The sequence below is a fragment of the Pantoea sp. Z09 genome (assembly GCF_022394795.1).
GTDB lineage: Bacteria > Pseudomonadota > Gammaproteobacteria > Enterobacterales > Enterobacteriaceae > Pantoea > Pantoea latae.
In genome coordinates this window covers 1,639,617-1,663,542 of sequence record NZ_CP092373.1, presented here as the reverse complement: position 1 = coordinate 1,663,542, position 23,926 = coordinate 1,639,617, and the positions used below count along the sequence as shown (strand labels likewise).

Genomic DNA, 23,926 nt, shown 5'->3' with positions numbered 1-23,926 from the left:
CGCGGCGCTCCATCTCATCATCAATAAAAACGCCGGACGTCGCCGGCGTTCAACCAGAAATCTGGCCTGCGTTCAGCTTGCGCTGCGCCTGGCCTCGTCACGCAGTTCGCGGCGCAGGATTTTCCCTACGTTGCTTTTCGGCAACTCGTCGCGGAACTCGATAATTTTGGGGACTTTATACCCTGTCAGCTGTCGGCGGCAGTGGTCGAGCAGCTCCTCTTTGGTCAGGGACGCCTCTTTTTTCACCACGCAGACCTTGACCGCCTCGCCCGACAGATCGCTCGGCACGCCGATCGCCGCCGCCTCGCGCACCTTGGGGTGCTGCATTAAAACATCTTCAATCTCATTGGGATAGACGTTAAAGCCCGAGACGAGGATCATATCTTTTTTGCGGTCGACGATACGGATAAAGCCCTGAGGGTCAACGGTAACAATATCGCCGCTGAGGAGCCAGCCATTTTTCAGCACCTCCTCGGTGGCCTCCTGGCGCTGCCAGTAGCCTGCCATCACCTGCGGCCCGCGGATCCAGAGTTCGCCCGGCGCGCCAGGCGCGGCGTCGTTACCCTCGTCGTCGACGATACGCACATCGGTCGAGGGCACCGGCAGGCCGATGCTGCCGGTGTGCTCGGTGATGTCATAGGGGTTGACCGACACCAGCGGCGAACACTCGGTCAGGCCATACCCTTCCAGCAAATAGTGGCCGGTGAGCTTTTCCCAGCGCTCCGCCACTGCCTTCTGCACCGCCATGCCGCCGCCTGCCGAAAGGCGCAGGGTGGAAAAGTCGAGCTTATGAAACTGCGGCTCGTTGAGCAGCGCGTTGAACAGGGTATTGACGCCGGTAATAGCGGTGAAGGGAAACTTCGCCAGCGACTTCACAAAGCCGGGAATATCGCGCGGGTTGGTAATCAGCAGATTTTGCCCGCCCAGCTCAAGAAACAGCAGGCAGTTCACCGTTAGCGCAAAGATATGATAGAGCGGCAGCGCGGTGACCACCGCCTCTTTGCCGTCGCGCAGCAGTTTGCCGTAGGTCGCCTTGGTCTGTTCGAGGTTGGCCTGCATATTGCGGTGGGTCAGCATGGCGCCTTTGGCGACGCCGGTGGTGCCGCCGGTGTACTGCAGAAAAGCGAGATCATCATTGGTGACGTTAGGGCGCTGATAGCGCAGCGTTTCGCCCTGTTGCAGCGCCTGACGCAGCGTGACCGCGCCGGGCAGATGGTACTTCGGCACCATCTTTTTGATGTACTTCACCACGAAATTTACCAGCGTCGCCTTCACCGGCTTAAGCTGATCGCCGAGCCGCGTCAGGATCACATGCTTTACCGCCGTTTCCGCCACCACTTTTTCAAGGGTATGGGCAAAGTTGGAGACGATAACGATGGCGCTGGCGCCGCTGTCGTTGAGCTGATGCTTGAGTTCGCGCGGTGTATAAAGTGGATTGACGTTGACCACCACCATGCCGGCGCGCAGCACGCCGAACAGCGCCACGGGATACTGCAGCAGATTGGGCATCATCAGCGCGACGCGATCGCCCTTTTTCAGCCCCAGCCCGGACTGCAGCCAGGCGGCGAAGGCGCGGCTTTTTTGCTCCAGCTGACGATAGGTAATCGGCTGCCCCATGTTGATAAAGGCGGGTTGGTCAGCATAGCGCTGTGCGGCCTGTTCAAACAAATCGACCAAAGAGGTATAACGATCCGCATTAATCTCGGCAGGCACATCAGCCGGATAGCGTTTCAGCCAGACCTTATTCAAGGGTTCACCTCGATATTCATGTTGTTTTTCCATTGCTGCCTCAACCCATTCAGCCTGTTAACAATATTTTAACTCATTGTACCAGCCTGCCCGATCCGGCATGCTGAGGTTGCGAAGCGCATCACTAATTTTTCCACCCGCTTATTCGCGGCAATAAAAAGCCCGGTCGCGGCAGCCGCGGCCGGGCCTGAATCTGGTTAATAACGGCTTATTCGGTCAGGATAGTTTCCACCTGCGCCGGTCCGCTGCTCATGCCCCAGTAGGGATTGGGTCCCCAGTAGCCGGGATGGTGACGCGTCGGGCCATACCAGATATAGGGATCGATGGGCTGCGGCGGCGTGTTGATCTGCTGGGTCAGATGCCAGCGCTGGTAGCCGCGCACGTCCACCACCACAAAGTTGTAGCTCGCCGCGCCGATGGTGCCCTTCTCGGTGCCGCGAATGGTGCCCAGCACGGTGACATACTGGTTACTGACGTCGGTGGGGTCGACGAAGTTGTTAATGTCAGCGTAGATGCGCCCGACCGAAGCGGCCCCTAAGCGCGGACGCGCGCTCTCGTCCAGCGGCTGGGTGGCGATCTCCAGCCGGGTTTTGCCGTTGAGATTAGTTACCTTGACCACTTTGCCGCCGAAACGCGACTCCTGACCGACAAACAGCGCCGGATCGTTCATCACGCGCACTAAATCCTGCTGAGGAAGCGCAGAGCTTCCTTTAATCGCATCCGGCACCGTGACGCAGCCGCTCAGCAACAGCGCACAGGCTAACAACATACCGGACAGACCTTTTTGACACACTGACATAGGCATTCTCCTAAAAGATGTTGATTAGACTGGCGCCAGAGCAATAAGTTGCGCCGCGATCAGCGGCCCGGCAACTTTTTCCACGTCACTTCATTGCGCAGGTAGGTCGGCTCGGCATGCTCCGGCGCCACGGTGTCGCCGCGCTGCCAGGCCTGCTGCGCCAGCGGCAGCATATCTTCCGCCGTGGGCAGCTCGACGCCGCTCGCTCTGAGCGTCAGCGCGTGGCCCTGCTGCAGCTGCGGCCAGGCCTGCCAGCCGGTGCCGGCGGTAAACCATTCCCCTTCCAGCGCCTGCATGCGCGCCAGCGCCGCCTCCGGTGACAGCACGCTTTCGCTCGCCTCGCCCTGCCAGATGCCCTGCTCGTCGCGCTGATACTCTGCCCAGTAGACTTCGCCCATGCGCGCGTCGATGGCCGTCAGCACGCGCGTGGCGCCCTGCTGACGGAACGCGCCCTGTGCCAGCGTCGCCAGCGTCGAGATGCCGATCATCGGCAGCATGGCGCCGAGCGCCAGGCCCTGCGCAATGCCGATGCCGATGCGCACGCCGGTAAAGCTGCCGGGACCGCGGCCGAACGCCAGCGCGTCGAGCGCCGTCAGCTCCAGCTGCTGCGCCTGCAGCAGCGCCTCGATAAACGGCAGAATGCGCTGCGTGTGGTCGCGCGGCGCGATTTCAAAACGGGCGTCGATCTGCTGCTGATTAAGCAGCGCGGCTGAACAGGCTTCTGTCGCAGTGTCCAGCGCCAGGATTCGGGAAGACATAACAACCTCGGGTGATTTTAAACGGCGCGCATGGTAGCACAGCCAGTGGAAAATTACTTTTTCGCTTGCTGCGTGAAGGCGATGGCGCGGGCCAGATCGCGGGTGCGCGGCGTCGGCGGCAGGCTGTTTAAAAACAGCGCGCCATAGGGACGCGACACCAGCCGCTGATCGCAAATCACCAGCACGCCGCGATCGTCGGTGTCGCGGATCAGGCGTCCTACACCCTGCTTCAGGGTGATCACCGCATCCGGCAGCTGCACGTCGCTGAAGGGGTCGCCGCCGCGCAGGCGACAATCTTCCATGCGCGCCTTAAGCAGCGGATCTTCCGGCGAGGTAAACGGCAGCTTGTCGATGATCACCAGCGACAGCGCGTCGCCGCGCACGTCGACGCCCTCCCAGAAGCTGCTGGTCGCCACCAGCAGCGCGTTGCCCGCCTCGATAAACTGCTTCAGCAGTTGGCCTTTACTGGTTTCGCCCTGCACCAGCACCGGCAGCGTCATGCTGGCGCGAAACTCCGCCGCCAGCTCGCGCATCATCAGGTGTGAGGTGCAGAGAAAGAAACAGCGTCCTTTATTGGCGTCGATCAGCGGCTTCATCATGCGCGCCAGCTGACGCGCGCCGCCGGGGCGATTCGGCTCCGGCAGGTTGCGCGGCACGCAGAGCAGCGCCTGACGCGCGTAGTCAAACGGACTGTTGAGGATCAGGGTTTTCGCCGTGCTGACGCCGAGCCGATCGGCAAAGTGGCTCATCTCTTCGTCAACCGCCAGCGTGGCGGAGGTGAAAATCCACGCCGCTTTGCGCGCGTCCATCACCTCGCGAAAGCGTTCCGACACCGAAAGCGGCGTCAGAGCGAGGGTAAAATGGCGCGAGGTGCATTCATACCAGTAGCTGAAGCCCGGCTCATTCACGGCACGCAGCCGCTTGAGGCGCCCGCGATAAAGCGCGGCGCGCTCAAAGGCCGCGTCGAGCAGCGCCGAACGTCCCAGCGACAGCTTGATGACGTCGTAGCAGAGTTCCAGCGCGTCATCGAGCAGCGTAAACATGCGCTGAATATTGTTGTCGGCGAAGAGTTCGCGCAGGTTGCCGCGATAGCCCGGCTCGCCCAGCGTCAGGCGAAAATCCTGCGCGCACTGCGCGAGGCGATCCGCCGATTTTTGCAGCTGCTGCACGTCGCGCACCTCGGTGCGGTAGGCGATGGCGATATCCTTTGCCAGATCGAGCAGCTGGCGGCTAGAGAGCTGCTGACCGAAATACTGGCTGGCGATATCGGGGATCTGATGCGCCTCGTCGAAGATCATCACGTCAGCTTCCGGGATCAGCTCGGCAAAGCCGCTCTCTTTCACCACCAGATCGGCCAGAAACAGATGATGGTTTACCACCACCACGTCGGCGTCCATCGCGCGCTTGCGCGCCTTGACCACAAAGCAATCTTTATAAAGCGGACAGTCGCTGCCGAGGCAGTTGTCGTTGGTGCTGGTGACCAGCGGCCAGATGGGGCTGTCTTCGGTGACGCCGCCGCAGCTGCTGATATCGCCGTCAATGGTTTGCGACGACCAGCCGCGCAGGGTCACCAGATCGCCCAGCGCCTGAGCATTGAGATCGCCGCCCGCCATCGACTGCTGTTCCAGCCGCTCAAGGCAGAGATAGTTGGAGCGCCCCTTCAGCAGGGCGGTTTTACCGGTAAAGTTCAGGGCTTTTGCGATGGTCGGCAAATCGCGGCCATACAGCTGATCCTGCAGCGCTTTCGATCCAGTGGAAACAATCACTTTTTTTCCGGCGCGCAGCGCCGGGGCAAGATAGGCGTAGGTTTTACCCGTCCCGGTTCCAGCCTCTACCACCAGCTCGCCGCTGCTCTTCACAGCCTCTTCTACCGCCTGCGCCATTTCACGCTGCGCCTCACGCGGCTTAAAGCCGCTAATCGCCTGCGCCAGCGCGCCATCTACTGCAAAATCGTCCGCCACACTTCCTCACCCGTTTCGGCAAAAACACTGTAATTATGTCAGTATTCCACGCCCCACTCCACAACTGATGACAGCACGCCCCCTGTTGTGCCAGGCTATCGGCTGGAAAAATAAGGAGAAACCATGACGATTACTCGTATCGATCCGGAACACCGCATGTCGGAAGCCGTTATTCACAACGACACTGTCTACTACACCAGCGTGCCGGAGAACCTCGACGCTGACGCTGAAGCGCAGACCGCCAACGCGCTGGCGGTGATCGACGCGCTGCTGACGCGCGTCGGCTCAGACAAGAGCAAGATCCTCGACGCGACGATTTTTCTGGTGGAGAAAGCGGATTTCGCGGCGATGAACCGCGCGTGGGACGCCTGGGTGTCGCCCGGCAACGCGCCGGTGCGCTGCACCGTTCAGGCCGGGCTGATGAACCCGAAATATAAGGTGGAGATTAAAATTATCGCGGCGCTGTAGCCGCCGCGCCGCGCCTCAGGCCTCATCCTCGTCTTCATCTTCAAAGCGCGCCCGGATCTGCTCGCCCTTGTGCGTCTGGCGGATCTCCTGCGCCACCTGGGCAATCGCCTCTCCGCTGGAGAGGCCGCCCGCCATCAGCTCCTGAATGCGTTCCACCGCCTGCTGCTGCTGTTCGTGGGAAAGTGCCGGTAAACCTGTAAACATAATTCACTCCTGGTTGCGAGGCCGGCATTATTCCATGCGGAACAAAGAGGTGCCAGCCGGGAAAAAATATGGCAGGCTAGCGCCCTTACTGCTGTCAGATTTTTGCCGGATCATGGTCTCAACGCTCAGTCTACACTATACGCGGGATGCGCTCAGCGCGCGTTTCGCCCCGATATCGCACCTGCCCTGGGCGATGCTGCTCACGTCCGGCCATGCCGACCATGCAGATAACCGCTTCGATATTCTCACCGCCGATCCGCGCGCCACGCTGGTCACCGAGGGCGATGTCACCATTCTTGAGGCGGACGGTGTGACGCTGCGCTCAGCCGAGGACCCGCTGCGGCTGGTGCAGCAGCAGTGCGACGCGCTCGGCCTGCGCCCTGACAGCCGCGACGATTTGCCGTTTCAGGGCGGCGCGCTCGGCCTGTTCGGCTACGATCTCGGTCGCCGCTTTGAACGCGTGCCGCAGCAGGCGGCGGACGATCTCACCACACCGGATATGGCGGTCGGCCTCTACGACTGGGCGCTGATCGCCGATCACCATCTGCAGCGCCTGACGCTGGTGTCGCTGAACGACGCGCAGGCGCGGCTGCGCTGGCTGCAGCAGTGGCCGACGCGCGACGCCGCGCCCTTCTCGCTCACCAGCGCCTGGCGATCCAACCTGAGCTACAGCGACTACGCCGCGCGCTTTCACGCGGTGCAGGCCTATATTCAGGCGGGCGACTGCTATCAGGTCAACCTGGCGCAGCGCTTTCAGGCGCACTATCAGGGTGATGAGTGGCAGGCGTTTTGCCGACTCAACGCGGCGAACCGCGCGCCGTTCAGCGCCTTTTTGCGCCTGCCTGACAGCGCCATTCTCAGCCTGTCGCCGGAACGCTTTCTGTCGCTGAAAGGCGATGAGATCGAAACCCGGCCGATCAAGGGCACGCGGCCGCGCGCCGCCGATGCCGATCTCGACCGGCGGGAGGCGCTGGCGCTGGCGCAGTCAGAGAAAGATCGCGCCGAGAATCTGATGATTGTCGATCTGCTGCGCAACGATATCGGCCGCGTCGCCGTGCCGGGCTCGGTCAGCGTGCCGCAGCTGTTCGTGGTAGAGCCTTTTCCGGCGGTACACCATCTGGTCAGCACGGTGCGGGCGCGTCTGCCGGCCGCGCTGCACGCCAGCGATCTGCTGCGCGCCTGCTTTCCCGGCGGATCCATCACCGGCGCGCCAAAAATTCGCGCCATGGCGATCATTGACGAGCTGGAGCCGCACCGCCGCAACGCCTGGTGCGGCAGCATTGGCTATCTCAGCCTGTGCGGCCATATGGACACCAGCATTACCATCCGCACGCTGATCGCGGAGCGGCAGCAGCTGTTCTGCGCGGCGGGCGGCGGCGTGGTGGCCGACAGCGAGCTGGACGCCGAATATCAGGAAACGCTGCATAAAGTCAGCCGCATTCTGCCTGCGCTGGCTGGAGACGTGACATGAGCCCGCTGACGCTCGACGACTTTCTGACCCGCTTTATCCTGCTGCAGCCGGAAAAACCGCAGCGGTCGCCCGTTGGCCGTCAGGCGGCGGTGCTGGTGCCGATCGTCGCGCGTGAGACGCCGGGCCTGCTGCTGACGCGCCGCTCGCGTGAGCTGCGCAAGCACGCCGGCCAGGTCGCCTTCCCTGGCGGCATGCAGGACGCGAGCGACGCTTCGCTTATCGCCACCGCGCTGCGCGAGGCGCAGGAAGAGGTCGGCATCGATCCTCGTCAGGTAAAGGTGATCGGCCAGCTCGCGCCGGTGACCAGCAGCACCGGCTTCCGCGTCACGCCGGTGGTCGGCATCATTGCACCGGATATCGCGCTGCACATTAATCCCGACGAGGTAGAGAGCGCCTTTGAGATGCCGCTGGAAGAGGCGCTGCGCCTTAACCGCTACGCCGAGCTGGAGGTGCATCGCGCCGGGCTGCGTCATCCTGTCTGGCTCTCGGTTTACCAGGAGTATCTGGTCTGGGGCATGACGGCCGGCATTATCCGTTCCCTCAGTGAGCAGATCGCGTTCTGACGCCCGCTTTTCCCCGCCTTTCCGCCGCCAAATAGCCTGCCGCTCGCTGTGGTCAGAGATAACTATTTCTCGCGCGAAAGATTAGTTTATTTCATGCGAAAAGGCGCTCATTTCCCCGGGTCGACGATTACTATTAGCGCCATAAACTGCCCCGGCAGAGATAAAAATTTTTTGTGAGGAGTGTCGCCTGTGATTAGTGTTTTTGACATGTTCAAAGTGGGCATCGGCCCGTCGAGTTCCCACACGGTGGGTCCGATGAAAGCGGGCAAAGAGTTTGTCGATCTGCTGGCTGAACAGGGAAAACTTCAGCAGGTGACACGCATCGCCGTGGATGTCTACGGCTCGCTTTCGCTGACCGGCAAAGGCCACCATACCGATATCGCCATTATTATGGGGCTGGCGGGCGCGTCGCCGGCCACGGTGGATATCGACGCCATTCCCGCTTTTATTAAAGATGTCGAGCAGCGCGAACGGCTGCTGCTGGCGAACGGCGCCCATGAAGTTGATTTTCCGCGCGAAGGCGGCATGGTATTCCGCAGCGAAAACCTCTCTCTGCATGAGAACGGCATGCGCCTGCTCGCCTTTGCGGGCGACCTGCTGATCTTAAGCAAAACCTACTACTCTGTCGGCGGCGGCTTTATCGTCGACGAAGAACACTTTGGCCAGTCGGCGCTGGATGAAGTGAGCGTGCCCTGGCCGTTCCACTCCGCCAAAGAGCTGCTGGCGCACTGCCGCGAAACCGGCCTGTCCCTCTCCGGCCTGGTGATGAAGAACGAGCTGGCGCTTCACTCGCGCGACGAGATCCGCGACTACTTTACCGACGTCTGGCAGACCATGCAGGCCTGTATCGATCGCGGCCTTAATACCGAAGGCGTGCTGCCAGGTCCGCTGCGCGTGCCGCGCCGCGCCGCGTCGCTGCGTCGTCTGCTCACCTCATCGTCGAAACACTCCAACGATCCGATGAACGTTATTGACTGGATCAATATGTTCGCGCTGGCGGTGAACGAAGAGAACGCCGCCGGCGGCCGCGTCGTCACCGCACCGACCAACGGCGCCTGCGGCATCGTGCCGGCGGTGCTCGCCTATTACGATCACTTTATCGAAAGCGTCACCCCCGATATTTTTATCCGCTATTTCCTCGCCTCGGGCGCGATTGGTATTCTCTATAAGATGAACGCTTCTATCTCCGGCGCGGAAGTCGGCTGTCAGGGCGAAGTCGGCGTGGCCTGTTCCATGGCCGCCGCCGGGCTGGCCGAACTGCTGGGCGCCAGCCCGGAGCAGGTGTGCGTCGCGGCGGAGATCGGCATGGAGCATAACCTCGGCCTGACCTGCGATCCGGTCGCCGGCCAGGTGCAGGTGCCCTGCATCGAACGCAACGCCATCGCCTCGGTGAAGGCGATCAACGCCGCGCGTATGGCGCTGCGCCGCACCAGCGAGCCGCGCGTCTCGCTCGATAAAGTGATCGAAACCATGTATGAGACCGGCAAAGATATGAACGCCAAATACCGCGAAACCTCGCGCGGCGGCCTGGCGATTAAAGTTCAGTGCGACTAATCAGAGTGAGCGGCGTCGACCCGCTGCCGTCAGGCCTAGCTCATAACGGCGATTAACGGTAGAGTAATGTTTCGCGCGACCTTTTCAGGTCGCGCGGTTTTTTCAGTAGCGCTTTTTTTCTGAAGCATGGCTAAACCTTAACAGAGCCATGCCGATAACAACCCCGTTATCCTTGCTTTTATTTGGTCTGTGGAAGGTGGTTACTGATGCTTTTGGCCCAGCAATATGTTGGACAGTTTCGCCGTAAGCGACTGCTTATCGCGTTGGTGATCGCCGTTGTGGTTTTGATGTTGACGCTGGCTTTCCGCTTTTTTGAAGAGAAATCGCGCATTGAGCAGCAGTCGCTCGATTTTGCCGATAGCGCCATTCAGCGCTTTGACCGCATGTTTTCGCCGCTCGACGTTTCGGCCAACAATACGCTCGGCCTGGTGGGCGTGCCCTGTCAGGATGTGCGCTTTCCGCTGATCGAAAAAATCTCCGCGCTGCAAACGGTGCGCGCCATCCTGCTGGTGGAAAACGACACCATCTACTGCTCCAGCATTTACGGCCCGCGCGCCATTCCCTTTAGCCAGACCTATCCCGAGCTGGCGATCAATAACCAGCGCATGATGCTGGCGACCGATAACTATCTGCTGAAGGGGTCGCCGATCCTGCTGCTCTGGACGCCTAAATCGCTTGATAACCGCTCCGGCATTTTGCAGGTGATCAATATTGAGCTGATGAGCACCTATCTGCTGGAGCCGCAGCTGCCGTGGGTAGAGCGCGCCATTTTTAACGTTGGCGGCGAGAGCCTGGAGTATGGCAACCCGCTGATTGAGCCGACGGCGCCCTCGGAAGACGAAGTGAGCTACGATCAGGCCTCGCTGCGCTATCCCTTTACCATTACGCTGTATGGCCCGTCGCCGGCGCGGCTCGCGCTGTCGACTCTGCCATCGCAGCTGCCGCTGGCGCTGCTGCTGAGCCTGCTGATCGGCTATATCGTCTGGCTGGCAACGGCGAATCGCATGAGCCTGAGCTGGCAGATCAGCTACGGCATTACCGCGAATGAATTTATGGTCTATTGTCAGCCGCTGATCAATGCGCAGAGCGGCGACTGCGACGGCATTGAGCTGCTGCTGCGCTGGCATAACGCGCGCCAGGGCTGGATCCCGCCCGACGTCTTTATTCCGCTGGCCGAGCGAGAGAACCTGATTGCGCCGCTGACGCGCTTTGTCATCGATAAAGCGGTGGCGCAGCTGCCCACTCTGCCGCGCTGTCCTTCGTTCCATATCGCCATTAACGTCGCCGCCAGCCACTTTCGCGACCGCGCCATCGTCGAGGATTTGCAGCAGCTGTGGTGGCCGGCGAATCCGCTGCCGAAGCTGGTGGTGGAGCTGACGGAGCGTGACGCGCTGCCGGTAGTGGATCAGAAGGTGATTTCGCAGCTGCACAGCATCGGCGTGCGGCTGGCCATCGACGACTTCGGCACCGGCCACAGTTCGCTCTCCTATCTGAAGGATTTGCAGCCGGACGTGCTGAAGATTGACAAGATCTTCACCGCCGCAATCGGCACCGACGCGATTAACGCCACCGTCACCGATATGGTGATCTCGCTGGCGCAGCGTTTGAATATCAGCCTGGTGGCGGAAGGCGTGGAGACCGCCGAGCAGGCTGACTACCTGCGCGAGCGCGGCGTGGATCTGCTGCAGGGCTATTTTTACGCGCGGCCGATGCCGATTGAGGACTTCCCCGCCTGGCTGGCGCAGCATCAGGCGCGGCTGACTTCGTGACGTTCAGGTTTTAACAAACGGCGCACAGACGTTACTAAGCGCATGACAGCAAAACGGCGCTTTCGCGCCGTTTTCTCTTTACTGCTCCTCTTCCTCATCCTCGTGCGGCTTATCTTTCGTGACGCGCACCAGGTCGACGCGATAGTCGGTCGCCTGCAGAATGGTAAAGTGCAGCGGCGGCAGGTCGATAACCTCGCCCGGCAGCGGCAACTGCCCTTTCTGACCAATCAGCAGACCGGCCAGCGAGGCGTGATCCTCCTCGGGATCTACCAGATCGTTGACGTCGAACAGCTGCTGCAGCGAATGCAGGTCGGTGCCGCCCTTGACGATCCAGCCGTCGCCGTCGGCAATGATATCCGGGGTTTCATCCTCGTCCGGGAACTCGCCGGCAATCGCTTCCAGCACGTCCAGCGGCGTAATCAGCCCCTGCACCACGCCGAACTCGTTGGTGACGATAACAAAGCTGCCTTTGGCACGGCGCAGCACGCCGAGCAGATTAATCGGGTCCAGGGTTTCCGGCACCACGATAGCGGGCGAACGCGCAGCAAAGGTGGCGACGTCCATGCCGTGCTCGATCGCCACCAGCAGCTCTTTGGCGCGCACCACGCCGACGATCTCGTCCAGCTCGCCGCGACAGACCGGGAACAGGCTGTGCGGCGTGTCCAGCAGCTGAATGCGGATCTCATCCAGCGGACGCGCCACGTCCACCCAGGAGATGTCGCCGCGCGGCGTCATAATGCTGCGGATAGAGCGCGACGCCAGCGTTAGCACGCCGTTGATCATGTAGCGCTCTTCATCTTTAAACGCCTCCTGCGGCATCGCCTGCGTCAGCGGCGACTCTTCGCTGATGGCAGGCTGCGCCGCGCGCTGGCGTCCCCCCATCAGGCGCAGGATCGCTTCGGCGGTGCGCTCGCGCATCGGACGATGCGCCTGATGACGCATAAAGTTGCGGCGCGCGATCTGGTTAAACAGCTCGATAAGGATCGAGAAGCCGATCGCCGCGTAGAGATAACCCTTCGGAATATGAAAGCCAAAGCCTTCCGCCACCAGCGACAGGCCGATCATCAGCAGGAAGCTGAGGCAGAGCACCACCACCGTCGGATGCGCGTTGACGAAGTTGGTCAGCGGCTTCGAGGCGAGCAGCATCACACCCATCGCAATCACCACTGCCGTCATCATAATCGGCAGATGGTTGACCATGCCGACCGCCGTGATCACCGCATCAAGGGAAAAGACCGCGTCCAGCACCACAATCTGCGTCACCACCGCCCAGAAACTGGCGTAGCTGCGGTTGCCCTGATGCTCAAGCTGACGGTTCTCCAGCCGCTCGTGCAACTCCATCGTTGCCTTAAACAGCAGGAACACGCCGCCCACCAGCAAGATCAAATCACGCCCGGCAAAGCTAAACTCGCCTACGCTAAATAACGGGCGCGTCAGCGTCACCATCCAGGAGATCAGCGACAGCAGGCCCAGACGCATTACCAGCGCCAGCGACAGGCCAATCAGGCGCGCCTTGTCACGCTGCTTCGGCGGCAGCTTGTCAGCCAGAATGGCGATAAACACCAGGTTGTCGATGCCCAGGACGATTTCCAGTACGACAAGCGTTAATAAACCAGCCCAGATTGAGGGGTCGAAGAGAAATTCCATTACAGACTCCTGAATGAGAGACAGATTGAACGATATCGTGCCAGCGTCTGAGGACGTGACAGAAAGGCAATCGGGTGAACTACGGGAACGCCGTCAGGCGTGAGAGAAGGCGCGGATGCGCGCATCAAAGTGGTTAAGCGACGTCGGTGACGATCCATAAAGGTGGGCTGAAACCCGTTACTCCTGAGTAATAAACAGATCGTTAATGTAACAGCCCAGTAAATTACGTCAAAAAATTTTCTTTCATTTACAAATGATTCAGCGGTTACACCATAGTAATAATGCGATGTAGCGATTCAGCCGTCGGATTACTGACGACCGTCACATAAATTATTTTTTCGCGCACTAAAATAAATCGCGACTGACTGTTCTACATAAAACGTCTTGAGAATACCCCATCTATACAGATGATTTGCCTACGCTTGTCCAGGGATAACCGTAGCGATAACTCATAACGGTTCGTCGACTCCAGACGAATCTCTTTAGCGAACGGAGGTAGCAAGTGACCATTGCGATAGTAATTGGTACACACGGCTGGGCAGCCGAGCAACTGCTTAAAACCGCAGAGATGCTGTTGGGCGAGCAGGAGAACGTCGGATGGATCGACTTTGTGCCCGGCGAGAATGCAGAAACGCTTATTGAAAAATATCAGGCGCAGCTGGCGCAGCTCGATACGTCGAAAGGCGCGCTGTTTTTGGTCGACACCTGGGGAGGCAGTCCCTTCAACGCGGCCAGTCGCGTGGTGCTGGACAAAGAGAATTACGATGTTATCGCCGGGGTTAATATTCCGATGCTGGTGGAAACCCTGATGGCGCGCGACGACGATCCCACCTTCGCTGAGCTGGTCGCCATCGCGGTGGAAACCGGCCGCGAAGGGGTAAAAGCGCAGAAAACCCCGCTGGCCGCCCCGCCCACACCGGCCGCCGCGCCGGCCGCACCCGCTCCGGCACAGCCCGCCACCCCGCTCGCGCCAGGCGAACATATGAAAATCGGCCTGGCGCGTATCGACGACCGCCTGATCCATGGCCAGGTGGCGACGCGCTGGACCAAAGAGACCAACGTCACGCGCATTATCGTCGTCAGTGACGAAGTAGCGAAAGATCATGTGCGCAAAACCCTGCTGACGCAGGTGGCGCCGCCCGGCGTCACCGCGCACGTGGTGGACGTCGACAAGATGGTGCGCGTCTGGAACAACCCAAAATATGGCCGCGACCGCGTGATGCTGCTGTTTACCAATCCCACCGACGTGCTGCGCGTGGTGGAACAGGGCGTCGACATTAAGTCGGTCAACATTGGCGGCATGGCGTTTCGCCAGGGCAAAACCCAGGTCAACAACGCCGTTTCGGTCGATGAAAAGGATATTGCCGCCTTCCGCAAGCTTAACGAGCGCCACATTGAGCTGGAAGTGCGTAAGGTGTCAAACGATCCAAAACTGAAAATGATGGACCTGATCGCGAAGGTCAACGCGTAAAAAGCCGCCAGCTGCGCCTGCGGGCCAGTTAACGCTATCCTCCTGAGGAGAAGGGATATGATGGAAATAACCTCGCTACAAATCATCCTGATATTTATCGTCGCCTGTATTGCGGGTATGGGGTCGATTCTGGATGAGTTTCAGTTTCACCGTCCGCTGGTGGCCTGTACCCTGATCGGCGCCGTGCTCGGCGATATGAAAACCGGCATTATCATTGGCGGCACGCTGGAGATGATCGCGCTGGGCTGGATGAACATTGGCGCCGCCGTGGCACCCGATGCGGCACTCGCCTCAATCATCTCCACCATTCTGGTTATCGCTGGCGGACAGAGCGTCGGTGCAGGTATCGCGCTGGCGATCCCGCTGGCAGCGGCAGGCCAGGTGCTGACGATTATCGTGCGCACCATTACCGTCGCTTTCCAGCACGCGGCCGATAAGGCGGCGGAAAAAGGCAACCTGACGGCGATTTCGTGGATCCACGTCTCGGCGCTGGTGCTGCAGGCGATGCGTATCGCCATTCCGGCGCTGATCGTGGCGATTTCCGTTGGCACCAGCGCGGTGCACAGCCTGCTCAGCTCGATCCCGGAAGTCGTGACCAACGGCCTGAATATCGCAGGCGGCATGATCGTCGTGGTCGGTTACGCCATGGTCATCAACATGATGCGCGCCGGCTATCTGATGCCGTTCTTCTACCTCGGCTTCGTCACCGCGGCGTTCACCAGCTTCAACCTGGTGGCGCTGGGCGTCATCGGCGTGGTGATGGCGGTGCTCTATATCCAGCTGGCGCCGAAATATAACCGTGTGGCGGGTGCGCCAGCGGCTGGCCCGGCCAATAACGATCTCGACAACGAACTCGACTAAGGAACAGGTGACAACATGGTTGATACAACGACAACGCCAAAAAAACTCACTGCTGGCGATATTCGCGGCGTGTTTCTGCGGTCGAATCTGTTTCAGGGTTCATGGAACTTCGAACGTATGCAGGCGCTGGGCTTCTGTTTCTCGATGGTGCCGGTGATCCGCCGCCTCTATCCGGAAAACAACGAGGCGCGCCGTCAGGCGATAAAGCGCCACCTGGAGTTCTTTAATACCCATCCCTACGTGGCCGCGCCGGTACTGGGCGTCACCATGGCGATGGAGGAGCAGCGCGCCAACGGCGCGGCGATCGACGATGCCGCCATCAACGGCATTAAAGTGGGGCTGATGGGGCCGCTGGCTGGCGTCGGCGACCCGATTTTCTGGGGAACCGTGCGTCCGGTTTTCGCCGCGCTCGGCGCCGGCATCGCCATGAGCGGCAGCCTGCTCGGACCACTGCTGTTCTTTGTGCTGTTTAACCTGGCGCGCCTGCTGACCCGCTATTACGGCGTGGCCTACGGCTATCGTAAAGGGATCGATATCGTCAGCGACATGGGCGGCGGCTTCCTGCAGAAACTGACAGAGGGGGCGTCGATTCTCGGCCTGTTTGTCATGGGCGCGCTGGTGAACAAGTGGACGCACGTCAACATCCCGCTGGTGGTGTCGCGCATTACCGATCAGACCGGGAAAACCACCGTCACCACGGTGCAGACCATCCTCGATCAGCTGATGCCGGGCATCGTGCCGCTGTTGCTCACCTTCGCCTGTATGTGGCTGCTGCGGCGCAAGGTCAACGCGCTGTGGATTATCGTCGGCTTCTTCGTCATCGGTATCTTCGGCTACTGGATCGGCCTGCTGGGCCTGTAGTTCCCTTGCCGGGCGCGCCGCGCCCGGCCTCTTCCCCGCCGCATCGCACCAGGAGCACTGGATGACACTCACGGACAGCCTCATCGCGCTCTGCATCGCCGCGCTGCTGCTTTTTGCACTCTATAACGACCTTATCCTGCCGCGCCGCAAAGGGCCGACGCGTTTAAGCGTGGCGCTGCGACGCAGACACAAGATCGACAGCCTGATATTTATCGGGCTGCTGCTGATTTTGCTGTGGAATAACGTCACGCATCAGGGGCCGCAGCTGACCACCACGCTGCTGATGGTGCTCCTCTTCCTCGCCTTCTGGCTGTTCTGGCTGCGGCGCCCCACGCTGCTGATGAAGGGCGAAGGACTTTTCTATGGCGGCGTCTGGATAGCGTATGACCGCATTCAGGGTCTGAATCTCTCCGAGGATGGCATTCTGGTGATGCAGCTGGAGCAGCGCCGCCTGCTGATCGCCGTGCAGCAGCTTGACGATCTGGAACGCATCTATCACCAGCTGGTGGACGCGCGTTAGTCGCGACGCCACACCGTCAGACGGAAATCGGCGTCGCAGTCAAAGGTCTTCGACGCCTGCAGCTCGCCCCACACGGAAGGTTTGGCGCGCCAGGCGAAAGGCGTCATCTGCAGCAGCGTTGCCGCCGCCTCGCCGCTCAGCTGCATAGCGTAGCGCAGCGACTGCTGCGTCTCTTCGCTAAATCCGCTGTAGCGCTTCTCTTCCGGCGCATGCAGCTGTACCTCGCGGTAGATTAACGCCTTAAACTGCTGAAGATGATGCGCGCCGGGCGTGACGGTAAGCAACACGCCGCCGGGCTTGATCACGCGCGTCAGCTCCGCTTCATTACAGGGCGCGTAGATGCGCACCACCGCGTCCAGCGAGGCGTCGGCAAAGGGCAGGCGCTGGCTAGAGGCGACGCAAAACTGCACTTCTGGATAGCGCTTTGCCGCCAGACGGATAGCGTTTTTGGCGATGTCGAGCCCGTAGACCTGCGCGCCGAGCGCGCTGAGCGCCGCGGTGTAATAGCCCTCACCACAGCCGATATCGAGTAGCGCGCCCGCCTCGCGCAGTCTGTCGCGCAGCAGCGTCACCACGCCGTCGCGCAGCGGCTGATAGTGGCCCGCCTGCAAAAATTCGCGCCGCGCCTGCATCATCTCTGCGCTGTCGCCCGGCTCGCGCGAGCCTTTATGCTGAACGGGCAACAAATTGAGATAGCCCTCTTTCGCCTGATCAAACTGATGGCGGTTTTCACAGCGCCAGCTGCGGTTTTCGGGCTGCAAAGAGCGTTGACAGAGGGGGCAAATCAGCAACATACGGACTCCATTATCACGAGCGCCGCAGTGTACTCCGTTCGCGCTCTTATCGAAAGCGCAAAGAAAAAGCCCCGGTCAGATGACCAGGGCTTTACGGATTCGTTTTCAGTGGTGCATGGCACCGAGCTGGCACGAAATCAGATAGCGGTTACGTTGACTGCAGCCGGGCCTTTCTGGCCGTCCTGAATTTCGAACTCAACGCTTTGGCCTTCAGCCAGGGTTTTGAAACCGTTGCCCTGGATAGCGGAGAAGTGTACGAACACATCTTTGCTACCGTCAGCTGGGGTAATAAAACCAAAACCTTTAGACTCGTTGAACCACTTAACCTGACCTTTAATCTTTGCCATTTTGCAAATTCCTTAGAGTGTTTATTTTGCCCGAAGGCAGACCTACAGAGAAACCAGAGACGTTACTGAATGAGGCACTAATTAAGGTTCGGCAAGGAAGCGGTATTCAACGTCAACGTTTTTACTCGTAACTTCTTTACTGAAGATGCCATACATAAACAGAACTGTACCTCGTTTGACCCACGAATTGTTATCACATATCCGCAAATTAATGGCAAGGCATTTTTAATCGGTGCCGGACGCGCTGCACAAAATTTGCAAAGAGGAGACACACTTTGTTCATTCTGGTACATAAGCTGAGCATGCCGTAGCCGAAAAAAACCTGCTCATCAACCTGCTGATGAGGAGAATAACGTAGCGGATTACCGCGCCTTCGTCCAACCTTGTTCACTGTAACGGGCTAATATACAGCAAGATTATTGCAATTCTATGGCATTGACTTTCCCTAAGCGAAACCGCAAAAGCGAAACGACGCATTTTTTATCCGGTTTTCTTCCCGCCATCCCTCTTTTCGCTGGCACCGTTAATTAATACTTTTGCACCAAAATCAGGAAAATAAAATTTAGCCTTGCCCCAATTAAAAGCAGAGTGGTGCTTATTAGTTATTACCATTTATTCTTTGATCCTGAATAAAAGATCAATTGAAATCCCCGGGCCAGCCAGGGATAACCCGCGCGCTTTAGGAATTTTCCTGGGTTATATTCCGCAAGGCTCGGCTCTCTCCTATTCTCCATGCCGCAAAGCGGCCATTATCTTCACCGCTGCGCTGGATGGCGCGCGATAATTCTGCGGGCGGCTCATCGAGCGATTCGTCCGCCAGCTCGAACACGCCCCAGTGGATCGGCAGCGTCAAAGGCTGACCCATTACGCGCCATAATGAGACCGCATGGTCGGGATCCATATGGCTGCTCTGCATGAACCATTTCGGTGCATAGGCGCCGATGGGCAGCGCCGCCAGATTGAATGGACCGAGCCGGCGCGGGATCTCCGCCAGATTTTCGGAAAAACCACTGTCGCCGGAGAACCAGAAATTCAGCGACGGGCTGCGCACCACCCAGCCGCACCACAGCGAGCGGTTGCGATCGTAGAGCGTGCGCATGCTCCAGTGACGCGCCGGCACGGCGGTCAGCGACAGCTCCTCTTGCTCCAGGCTTTGCCACCAGTCGAGCTGGCGCACATGCCGCGCACCGCGTCGGGTAAACCAGCCCTGCAGCCCCAGCGGCACCACGAAGGTGACGTCGGGAAAGCGGCGGATAATGCGCCTGACGGTTGCGGAATCGAGATGGTCGTAGTGATTATGGGAGATCAGCACGTAGTCGAGGCGCGGCAGATCGTGGATGCGCAGCGGCGGCGGGGTTTTGCGTTTCGGACCGGCAAAAGGCAACGGCGAGGCGCGCGTCGAGAGCGCGGGATCGATCAGCAGATAGCGCTGGTTGAGGCGCAGCAGCATTGCCGCGTGGCCTAGCCACCAGACGCGGTCGTCGACGCCAGAGAGATCGGCGCGCTGCCACCAGCGCGTCTGAAAATCGTCATAGCCCGCCTGCGGCGGAAAAGGCAGCCCCGCTGCTTTGCGCTCTTTGCGCCAGCGGTCGAGATCGCCCGGCTGGCGCGGATCGGGCTCCAGATTGCGGAACCCCTCTGGCGTGTGATGCGCTTTGCTGCCGTCGTACCAGGGATTTTGCCAGGCCATGCTGCCTCCTTGCGGATGGGATAACGGTTAACGTTCCGGGATCAGGCGAATGAAATCGCGTTTCTCTTCCTGCTGCTCTGTTTGCTCGCCGTGCTGCGTGTCGACCAGCCGACGCAGCAACGCATTCTGCTTTTTCTGCTCCTCCAGCAGCTGGTTCAGCAGCGCGATCTGCTCGCTGGCGCGGACGCTGGCCCGGTTAACAAAAAACCAGGCGATAAACGCCACAATAATGATGATCGCCAGCACGCCATAGTTAAACAGCGGATCAGAGGTTGCGGCTAATTCGTTCATAACTGCCTCAAAAACGTAAAAAAATCGATGGCACGATTCTACCCGTTGCGGGCGCGGCTGGCGAGGCTGCGCGGTGCATTGCAGAATTCCCTGAATCTCCGGCTTTCGGCAATCTCCGATCGCGTCAGGAGACAAAGCGCGGCAAGCTGTTAATATTACGGGCGGCAGCAAACAGTGGACAGCTGCGTTATGTATCACATGGAGACAAAATGAAACTCTTTATCCGGGCGATCGTTCTGCTCGCCGTTATCTGGATTGCCATGCTGTTTACCGGCTACGGCGTGCTGACCGGCAGCAATAAAAACGCGGCGGGTCTGGGCCTGCAGTGCAGCTATCTGACCGCGCGCGGCCTGATTACCGCGCAGTACCTGCATACTGACAGCGGCGTGGTTGGCGTGACGGATTGTCCGCTGCTGAAGAAGAGCGGCGAGGTGATCGACAACTAAGAGACGCGTGTGCTTGTCAGTTAAGCACAGGGGATAACGCAGTCTGGGGCCGCTCAGGGGCGGGCGGTCCTCGCGCCGCTGACGCGGTACCTTCACGCCATTCGCCTGCCTGACGGACCGGTGGGGATGGAACATCCCTGTTCCAGCCCCACCTTTCGCCCGCTTCCCTGCGGGCTCTCCTGGCAGACTCATTCTGTTCAGCGCTGCGAAATGCCCGCTCCTGAGCGACCCCAGCCTGCTGGCCAGCGTCCGTGAGCGCTGCGGGAAAGGGCCGCGGCCCGCTTTTTTTTGTTCAGAAGGCGTAGTGGTGATAGCCCATCTCAGCGGAGAGCGTGCGCGCCGCGCGATGCAGCATCGCCACATAGTCGCTTTTCGCCTCTTCTGAGAAACGAATCGTCGGGAAAGAGATGCTCAGGCCGGCGATCACCACGCCGAAGCGGTCGAAAACCGGCACGGCGATGCAGCGCAATCCCTCTTCCTGCTCTTCGTTATCTTCGCCGAAACCCTGCGCTTTCACCTGATCCAGCACCGCGATCAGCGCCTCGCTAGAGACGATGGTGTTGGCGGTGCTGCGCTTGAACTCGACATCTTTCAGGATCTCCTGGACTTCGGCGCGGTCGCGCCAGGCGAGCAGCACTTTGCCGATTGCCGTGGTATGCAGCGGATTGCGGCGCCCAATGCGCGAGTACATGCGCAGATTGTAGAGCGAGTCGATCTTATGGATGTAGACGATGCTGTCCTCTTCCAGCGCGCCGAGGTGAATCGTCTCTTTGGTCAGGCGGGAGAGTTCACGCATCTGCACGTCGGCGCTGCGGATCAGATCGACGTTCTGCAGCGCTTTCGCGCCCAGCTCAAACAGCTTCAGCGTCAGGGAATATTTTTCGCTCTCCCCTTCCTGCGTCACATAACCCAGCGCCTTCATGGTTTGCAGAAAGCGGTAAACGGTGCTTTTCGACATCATGACGCGCTGCGCCAGCTCGGTAATGCCGTGGTCGCGCTCTTCGCCCAGCGCCTGCAGAATGCCGAACACCTTCATTACAGAGGAAACGGCGTCGGGTTGTTTATCGTTTTCACTGGCGGCCATCGCGCACCCTTTTTTAAAATCGTTTTAATAAAATCGGAACAGTTAATCAATATAGCGCGTCGCCGCGCGCTACACCATCGCCTCACGCGCAATGCCCGCCGTTAAACACCCTTTTTTACGGTAAAAACGGTGCGCGCCGCCACACATTTGGTTAGCATGATGATATTCACCCACTTTACTTATCTCTCTATGTCCCCTACACCTTTTCAGGATAGTTTGCCCGTGCCGCAGCGCTACGGCGCAATTTTCACCATTGCGCTGGGCATTATGATGGCGGTGCTGGATGGCGCCATCGCTAACGTCGCGCTGCCGACGATTGCACGCGAACTGCAGGCCAGCCCGGCGCAGTCGGTGTGGATCGTCAATGCCTATCAAATCGCCATTGTCGCTTCGCTGCTGTCGCTCTCGTTTCTCGGCGATATGCTCGGCTATCGCCGCGTTTATCAGGTCGGTCTTGGCCTGTTTATCCTTACCTCGCTGTTCTGCGCCCTCTCTTCGTCGCTCTCGATGCTGACGCTGGCGCGCGTGCTGCAGGGCTTTGGCGGCGCGGCGTTGATGAGCGTCAATACGGCGCTGATCCGCATCATCTATCCGCAGCGCTATCTGGGGCGCGGCATGGCGATCAACTCGCTGGTGGTAGCGGTCTCCAGCGCCGCCGGGCCGACCGTGGCGGCGGCCATCCTGTCGTTCGCCAGCTGGAAGTGGCTGTTTTTGATTAATGTGCCGCTTGGCGTAATTGCGCTGTGGCTGGCGCTGCGTTTTCTGCCCGACAACAGCCAGAAAGCGAAAAGCCAGAAGTTCGACGTGCCGAGCGCGCTGATGAACGCGCTCTTTTTTGGCCTGCTGATCTACGCGCTGACCAGCTTCTCTCAGGGAGAGCACCCGGCGCTGGTGCTGGCTGAAGGGGTGGTGCTGGCGATCGTCGGCTGGTTCTTCGTGCAGCGCCAGCAGCGGCTGCCGGTGCCGCTGCTGCCGGTCGATCTGCTGCGCATTCCGCTCTTTAGCCTCTCAATCTGCACCTCCATCTGCTCGTTCTGCGCGCAGATGCTGGCGATGGTGTCGCTGCCCTTTTTCCTGCAAAACGTGCTGGGACGCGATGAAGTGGCGACCGGCCTGCTGCTGACGCCCTGGCCGCTGGCCACTATGGTGCTGGCGCCGATTGCCGGCCGGCTGATCGAGCATGTTCACGCCGGGCTGCTCGGCGGGCTGGGCCTGGCGCTGTTCGCGGCGGGGCTGTTTCTGCTGGCGCTGCTGCCGGCGCAGCCGCAGGACTGGGATATTATCTGGCGTATGGCGCTGTGCGGCGCCGGGTTCGGCCTGTTCCAGTCGCCTAACAACCACACCATTATCTCCTCCGCTCCGCGCAGCCGCAGCGGCGGTGCCAGCGGCATGCTCGGCACTGCGCGCCTGCTGGGTCAGAGCAGCGGCGCGGCGCTGGTGGCGCTGATGTTCAATATGTTCGACCAGAGCGGCACGCACGCTTCGCTGATCCTGGCCGGCGCCTTCTCCAGCGTCGCCGCGCTCTTTAGCCTGTCGCGCCTGTCGCAGAAACGCGCCGAGGCGCAGTAAAGGCCGCGCATAAAAAAGGCGACTCCGGGGAGTCGCCTTTTTACTGGCGGCGCGGTTACTTCAGATACTGACCGCTGCGCAGCGCTTCAATACGTTTATCCAGCGGCGGATGCGACATAAACAGCTCGCTCAGCGACTTGTTTTTGCCGTTGATGCAGAACGCCATCATGCTGCTCGGCTCCTGCGGCTCATAGCTGGTTTTCAGACGCTGCAGCGCGGCGATCATCTTCTCGCGGCCCACCAGCTTCGCTGAGCCAGCGTCGGCGTGGAACTCGCGGTGACGCGAAAACCACATGGTGATGATGCTGGCCAGAATACCGAACACCAGCTCCAGCACCGTCGCCACCGCAAAGTAGACCAGCGGATTGCCGTTGCTGCTCTCCTCGCCGTCGCGGTTGCCGGAAAGAAAGCCCGACGCCACCTGCGCGATAATGCGCGAGATAAAGATCACGAAGGTGTTCACGATGCCCTGAATCAGGGTCATGGTGACCATATCGCCGTTGGCGATATGCGCGATCTCGTGCGCCAGCACCGCTTCCGCTTCGTCGCGGCTCATGTTCTGTAACAGGCCGGTAGAGACGGCGACCAGCGAGGCGTCGCGGCGCGCGCCGGTGGCGAAGGCGTTGATATCGGGCGCATGGTAGATCGCCACCTGCGGCATGGCGATGCCCGCCTGCTGCGCCTGCTGGCCCACGGTCTGCATCAGCCAGCGTTCCGTCTCATTACGGGGTTGTTCAATCACTTCACCGCCGACCGAACGCAACGCCATCCACTTCGACATCAGCAGTGAAACAAACGCACCGCCAAAGCCAAACAGGCCTGCCATAATCATCAGGCCCTGAACACTGCTTGACTGGATCCCGGTGAGGCTGAGGATCAGCCCAAAGACCAACATCACAGCTAAGTTGGTCACCAGGAAAAGAGCAATACGCATCATAAAAGTTAATCTTCCTCAGTTGTTCATGCGCTGACTGCGCGGATCCCTATCCTAGGGTCATCGCGGCGCATTTCAAGCGACCTTAAGCTTTAAGTGTCTAAAAAGACATAAC

The 23,926-nt window shown here is 60.0% G+C and carries 25 protein-coding genes; 11 read left to right on the top strand and 14 right to left on the bottom strand.

The genetic code is table 11. The annotated features are described in order from the left end of the window. Window positions 1–72: 72 nt before the first annotated feature. From fadD to MC269_RS07915, 4 genes are all read right to left on the bottom strand, one after another. The gene (gene fadD, locus MC269_RS07930) at window positions 73–1,749 is read right to left on the bottom strand and encodes a long-chain-fatty-acid--CoA ligase FadD (RefSeq protein ID WP_143806333.1); all 1,677 of its coding nucleotides are present in this window, start codon (window positions 1,747–1,749) and stop codon (window positions 73–75) included. A 208-nt stretch (window positions 1,750–1,957) separates the two neighbouring features. Continuing rightward, complete coding sequence (locus MC269_RS07925; RefSeq protein ID WP_081142594.1) at window positions 1,958–2,548, bottom strand: Slp family lipoprotein; 591 nt, start codon at window positions 2,546–2,548, stop codon at window positions 1,958–1,960. 59 nt (window positions 2,549–2,607) lie between these two features. Then, the gene (gene tsaB / locus MC269_RS07920; protein WP_239954754.1) at window positions 2,608–3,306 is read right to left on the bottom strand and encodes a tRNA (adenosine(37)-N6)-threonylcarbamoyltransferase complex dimerization subunit type 1 TsaB; all 699 of its coding nucleotides are present in this window, start codon (window positions 3,304–3,306) and stop codon (window positions 2,608–2,610) included. Window positions 3,307–3,359: 53 nt separating this feature from the next. Beyond that, entirely contained in the window at window positions 3,360–5,267 is a 1,908-nt protein-coding gene (locus MC269_RS07915) for an ATP-dependent DNA helicase (protein ID WP_239954753.1), read from the bottom strand. A 123-nt stretch (window positions 5,268–5,390) separates the two neighbouring features. Here MC269_RS07915 and MC269_RS07910 point away from each other — a divergent pair, with 123 nt between their 5' ends. Next, complete coding sequence (locus MC269_RS07910; RefSeq protein WP_081142588.1) at window positions 5,391–5,735, top strand: RidA family protein; 345 nt, start codon at window positions 5,391–5,393, stop codon at window positions 5,733–5,735. A 15-nt stretch (window positions 5,736–5,750) separates the two neighbouring features. Here MC269_RS07910 and MC269_RS07905 read toward each other — a convergent pair whose 3' ends face one another. Beyond that, window positions 5,751–5,939, bottom strand: a complete 189-nt coding sequence (locus MC269_RS07905) for a YoaH family protein (protein ID WP_239954752.1) — start codon at window positions 5,937–5,939, stop codon at window positions 5,751–5,753. A gap of 109 nt (window positions 5,940–6,048) precedes the next feature. On the opposite strand from MC269_RS07905, the gene pabB reads away from it, so the two are divergent. The 4 genes from pabB (at window position 6,049) to MC269_RS07885 (ending at window position 11,296) form a co-directional block, all read left to right on the top strand. Then, window positions 6,049–7,410: an aminodeoxychorismate synthase component 1 gene (gene pabB, locus MC269_RS07900; protein ID WP_239955093.1), complete on the top strand. Its 1,362-nt coding sequence runs from the start codon at window positions 6,049–6,051 to the stop codon at window positions 7,408–7,410. Continuing rightward, window positions 7,407–7,973, top strand: a complete 567-nt coding sequence (locus MC269_RS07895; protein WP_239954751.1) for a CoA pyrophosphatase — start codon at window positions 7,407–7,409, stop codon at window positions 7,971–7,973. Before pabB ends, MC269_RS07895 begins: the two co-directional genes overlap by 4 nt. 189 nt (window positions 7,974–8,162) lie before the next feature. Further along, entirely contained in the window at window positions 8,163–9,527 is a 1,365-nt protein-coding gene (locus tag MC269_RS07890) for an L-serine ammonia-lyase (protein ID WP_081142582.1), read from the top strand. Between the two features lie 206 nt (window positions 9,528–9,733). Next, entirely contained in the window at window positions 9,734–11,296 is a 1,563-nt protein-coding gene (locus MC269_RS07885; protein ID WP_239954750.1) for an EAL domain-containing protein, read from the top strand. 78 nt (window positions 11,297–11,374) lie between these two features. Here the strand turns inward: MC269_RS07885 and MC269_RS07880 are convergent, their stop codons facing one another. Beyond that, window positions 11,375–12,943, bottom strand: coding sequence for a TerC family protein (locus MC269_RS07880; RefSeq protein WP_081142578.1), 1,569 nt, complete (start codon window positions 12,941–12,943; stop codon window positions 11,375–11,377). A 502-nt stretch (window positions 12,944–13,445) separates the two neighbouring features. Between MC269_RS07880 and manX the strand changes: the two genes are divergently transcribed. From manX to MC269_RS07860, 4 genes are all read left to right on the top strand, one after another. After that, window positions 13,446–14,414: a PTS mannose transporter subunit IIAB gene (gene manX / locus MC269_RS07875; protein WP_239954749.1), complete on the top strand. Its 969-nt coding sequence runs from the start codon at window positions 13,446–13,448 to the stop codon at window positions 14,412–14,414. Between the two features lie 60 nt (window positions 14,415–14,474). Then, complete coding sequence (locus MC269_RS07870; RefSeq protein ID WP_033747932.1) at window positions 14,475–15,275, top strand: PTS mannose/fructose/sorbose transporter subunit IIC; 801 nt, start codon at window positions 14,475–14,477, stop codon at window positions 15,273–15,275. Between the two features lie 15 nt (window positions 15,276–15,290). Further along, entirely contained in the window at window positions 15,291–16,136 is an 846-nt protein-coding gene (locus tag MC269_RS07865) for a PTS mannose transporter subunit IID (RefSeq protein ID WP_081142574.1), read from the top strand. 61 nt (window positions 16,137–16,197) lie between these two features. Next, a complete protein-coding gene (locus tag MC269_RS07860; RefSeq protein WP_081142572.1) occupies window positions 16,198–16,656 on the top strand; it encodes a DUF986 family protein in 459 nt (152 codons plus the stop codon). Here the strand turns inward: MC269_RS07860 and rlmA are convergent. The 6 genes from rlmA to MC269_RS07835 form a co-directional block, all read right to left on the bottom strand. Beyond that, on the bottom strand, window positions 16,653–17,450 hold the full coding sequence (gene rlmA, locus MC269_RS07855) for a 23S rRNA (guanine(745)-N(1))-methyltransferase (protein ID WP_239954748.1): 798 nt from the start codon (window positions 17,448–17,450) through the stop codon (window positions 16,653–16,655). The two genes, MC269_RS07860 and rlmA, sit on opposite strands and share 4 nt — an antisense overlap. A gap of 137 nt (window positions 17,451–17,587) precedes the next feature. Then, window positions 17,588–17,797 (bottom strand): transcription antiterminator/RNA stability regulator CspE, encoded by a 210-nt coding sequence (gene cspE / locus MC269_RS07850; protein WP_003852684.1) that lies wholly within the window; start codon window positions 17,795–17,797, stop codon window positions 17,588–17,590. Between the two features lie 81 nt (window positions 17,798–17,878). Further along, window positions 17,879–17,953, bottom strand: a complete 75-nt coding sequence (locus tag MC269_RS07845; protein WP_370661853.1) for a DUF2627 domain-containing protein — start codon at window positions 17,951–17,953, stop codon at window positions 17,879–17,881. A 324-nt stretch (window positions 17,954–18,277) separates the two neighbouring features. Continuing rightward, entirely contained in the window at window positions 18,278–18,409 is a 132-nt protein-coding gene (locus tag MC269_RS18775; protein WP_256461759.1) for a hypothetical protein, read from the bottom strand. 67 nt (window positions 18,410–18,476) lie between these two features. After that, entirely contained in the window at window positions 18,477–19,487 is a 1,011-nt protein-coding gene (locus MC269_RS07840; RefSeq protein ID WP_239954746.1) for an MBL fold metallo-hydrolase, read from the bottom strand. A gap of 27 nt (window positions 19,488–19,514) precedes the next feature. After that, a complete protein-coding gene (locus MC269_RS07835; RefSeq protein ID WP_239954745.1) occupies window positions 19,515–19,778 on the bottom strand; it encodes a YebO family protein in 264 nt (87 codons plus the stop codon). 209 nt (window positions 19,779–19,987) lie between these two features. Between MC269_RS07835 and MC269_RS07830 the strand changes: the two genes are divergently transcribed. After that, window positions 19,988–20,224, top strand: coding sequence for a YobH family protein (locus MC269_RS07830; protein WP_239954744.1), 237 nt, complete (start codon window positions 19,988–19,990; stop codon window positions 20,222–20,224). Between the two features lie 292 nt (window positions 20,225–20,516). Here MC269_RS07830 and kdgR read toward each other — a convergent pair whose 3' ends face one another. Then, window positions 20,517–21,308 carry a DNA-binding transcriptional regulator KdgR gene (gene kdgR / locus MC269_RS07825; protein ID WP_081142722.1) on the bottom strand — a complete coding sequence of 264 codons (792 nt, stop codon included), beginning with the start codon at window positions 21,306–21,308 and terminating at the stop codon, window positions 20,517–20,519. 189 nt (window positions 21,309–21,497) lie between these two features. Here kdgR and MC269_RS07820 point away from each other — a divergent pair, with 189 nt between their 5' ends. Next, the gene (locus MC269_RS07820) at window positions 21,498–22,877 is read left to right on the top strand and encodes an MFS transporter (protein ID WP_239954743.1); all 1,380 of its coding nucleotides are present in this window, start codon (window positions 21,498–21,500) and stop codon (window positions 22,875–22,877) included. Between the two features lie 55 nt (window positions 22,878–22,932). On the opposite strand, the gene htpX is transcribed toward MC269_RS07820, so the two are convergent. Further along, the gene (gene htpX, locus MC269_RS07815; RefSeq protein WP_081142720.1) at window positions 22,933–23,814 is read right to left on the bottom strand and encodes a protease HtpX; all 882 of its coding nucleotides are present in this window, start codon (window positions 23,812–23,814) and stop codon (window positions 22,933–22,935) included. Window positions 23,815–23,926 lie beyond the last annotated feature (112 nt).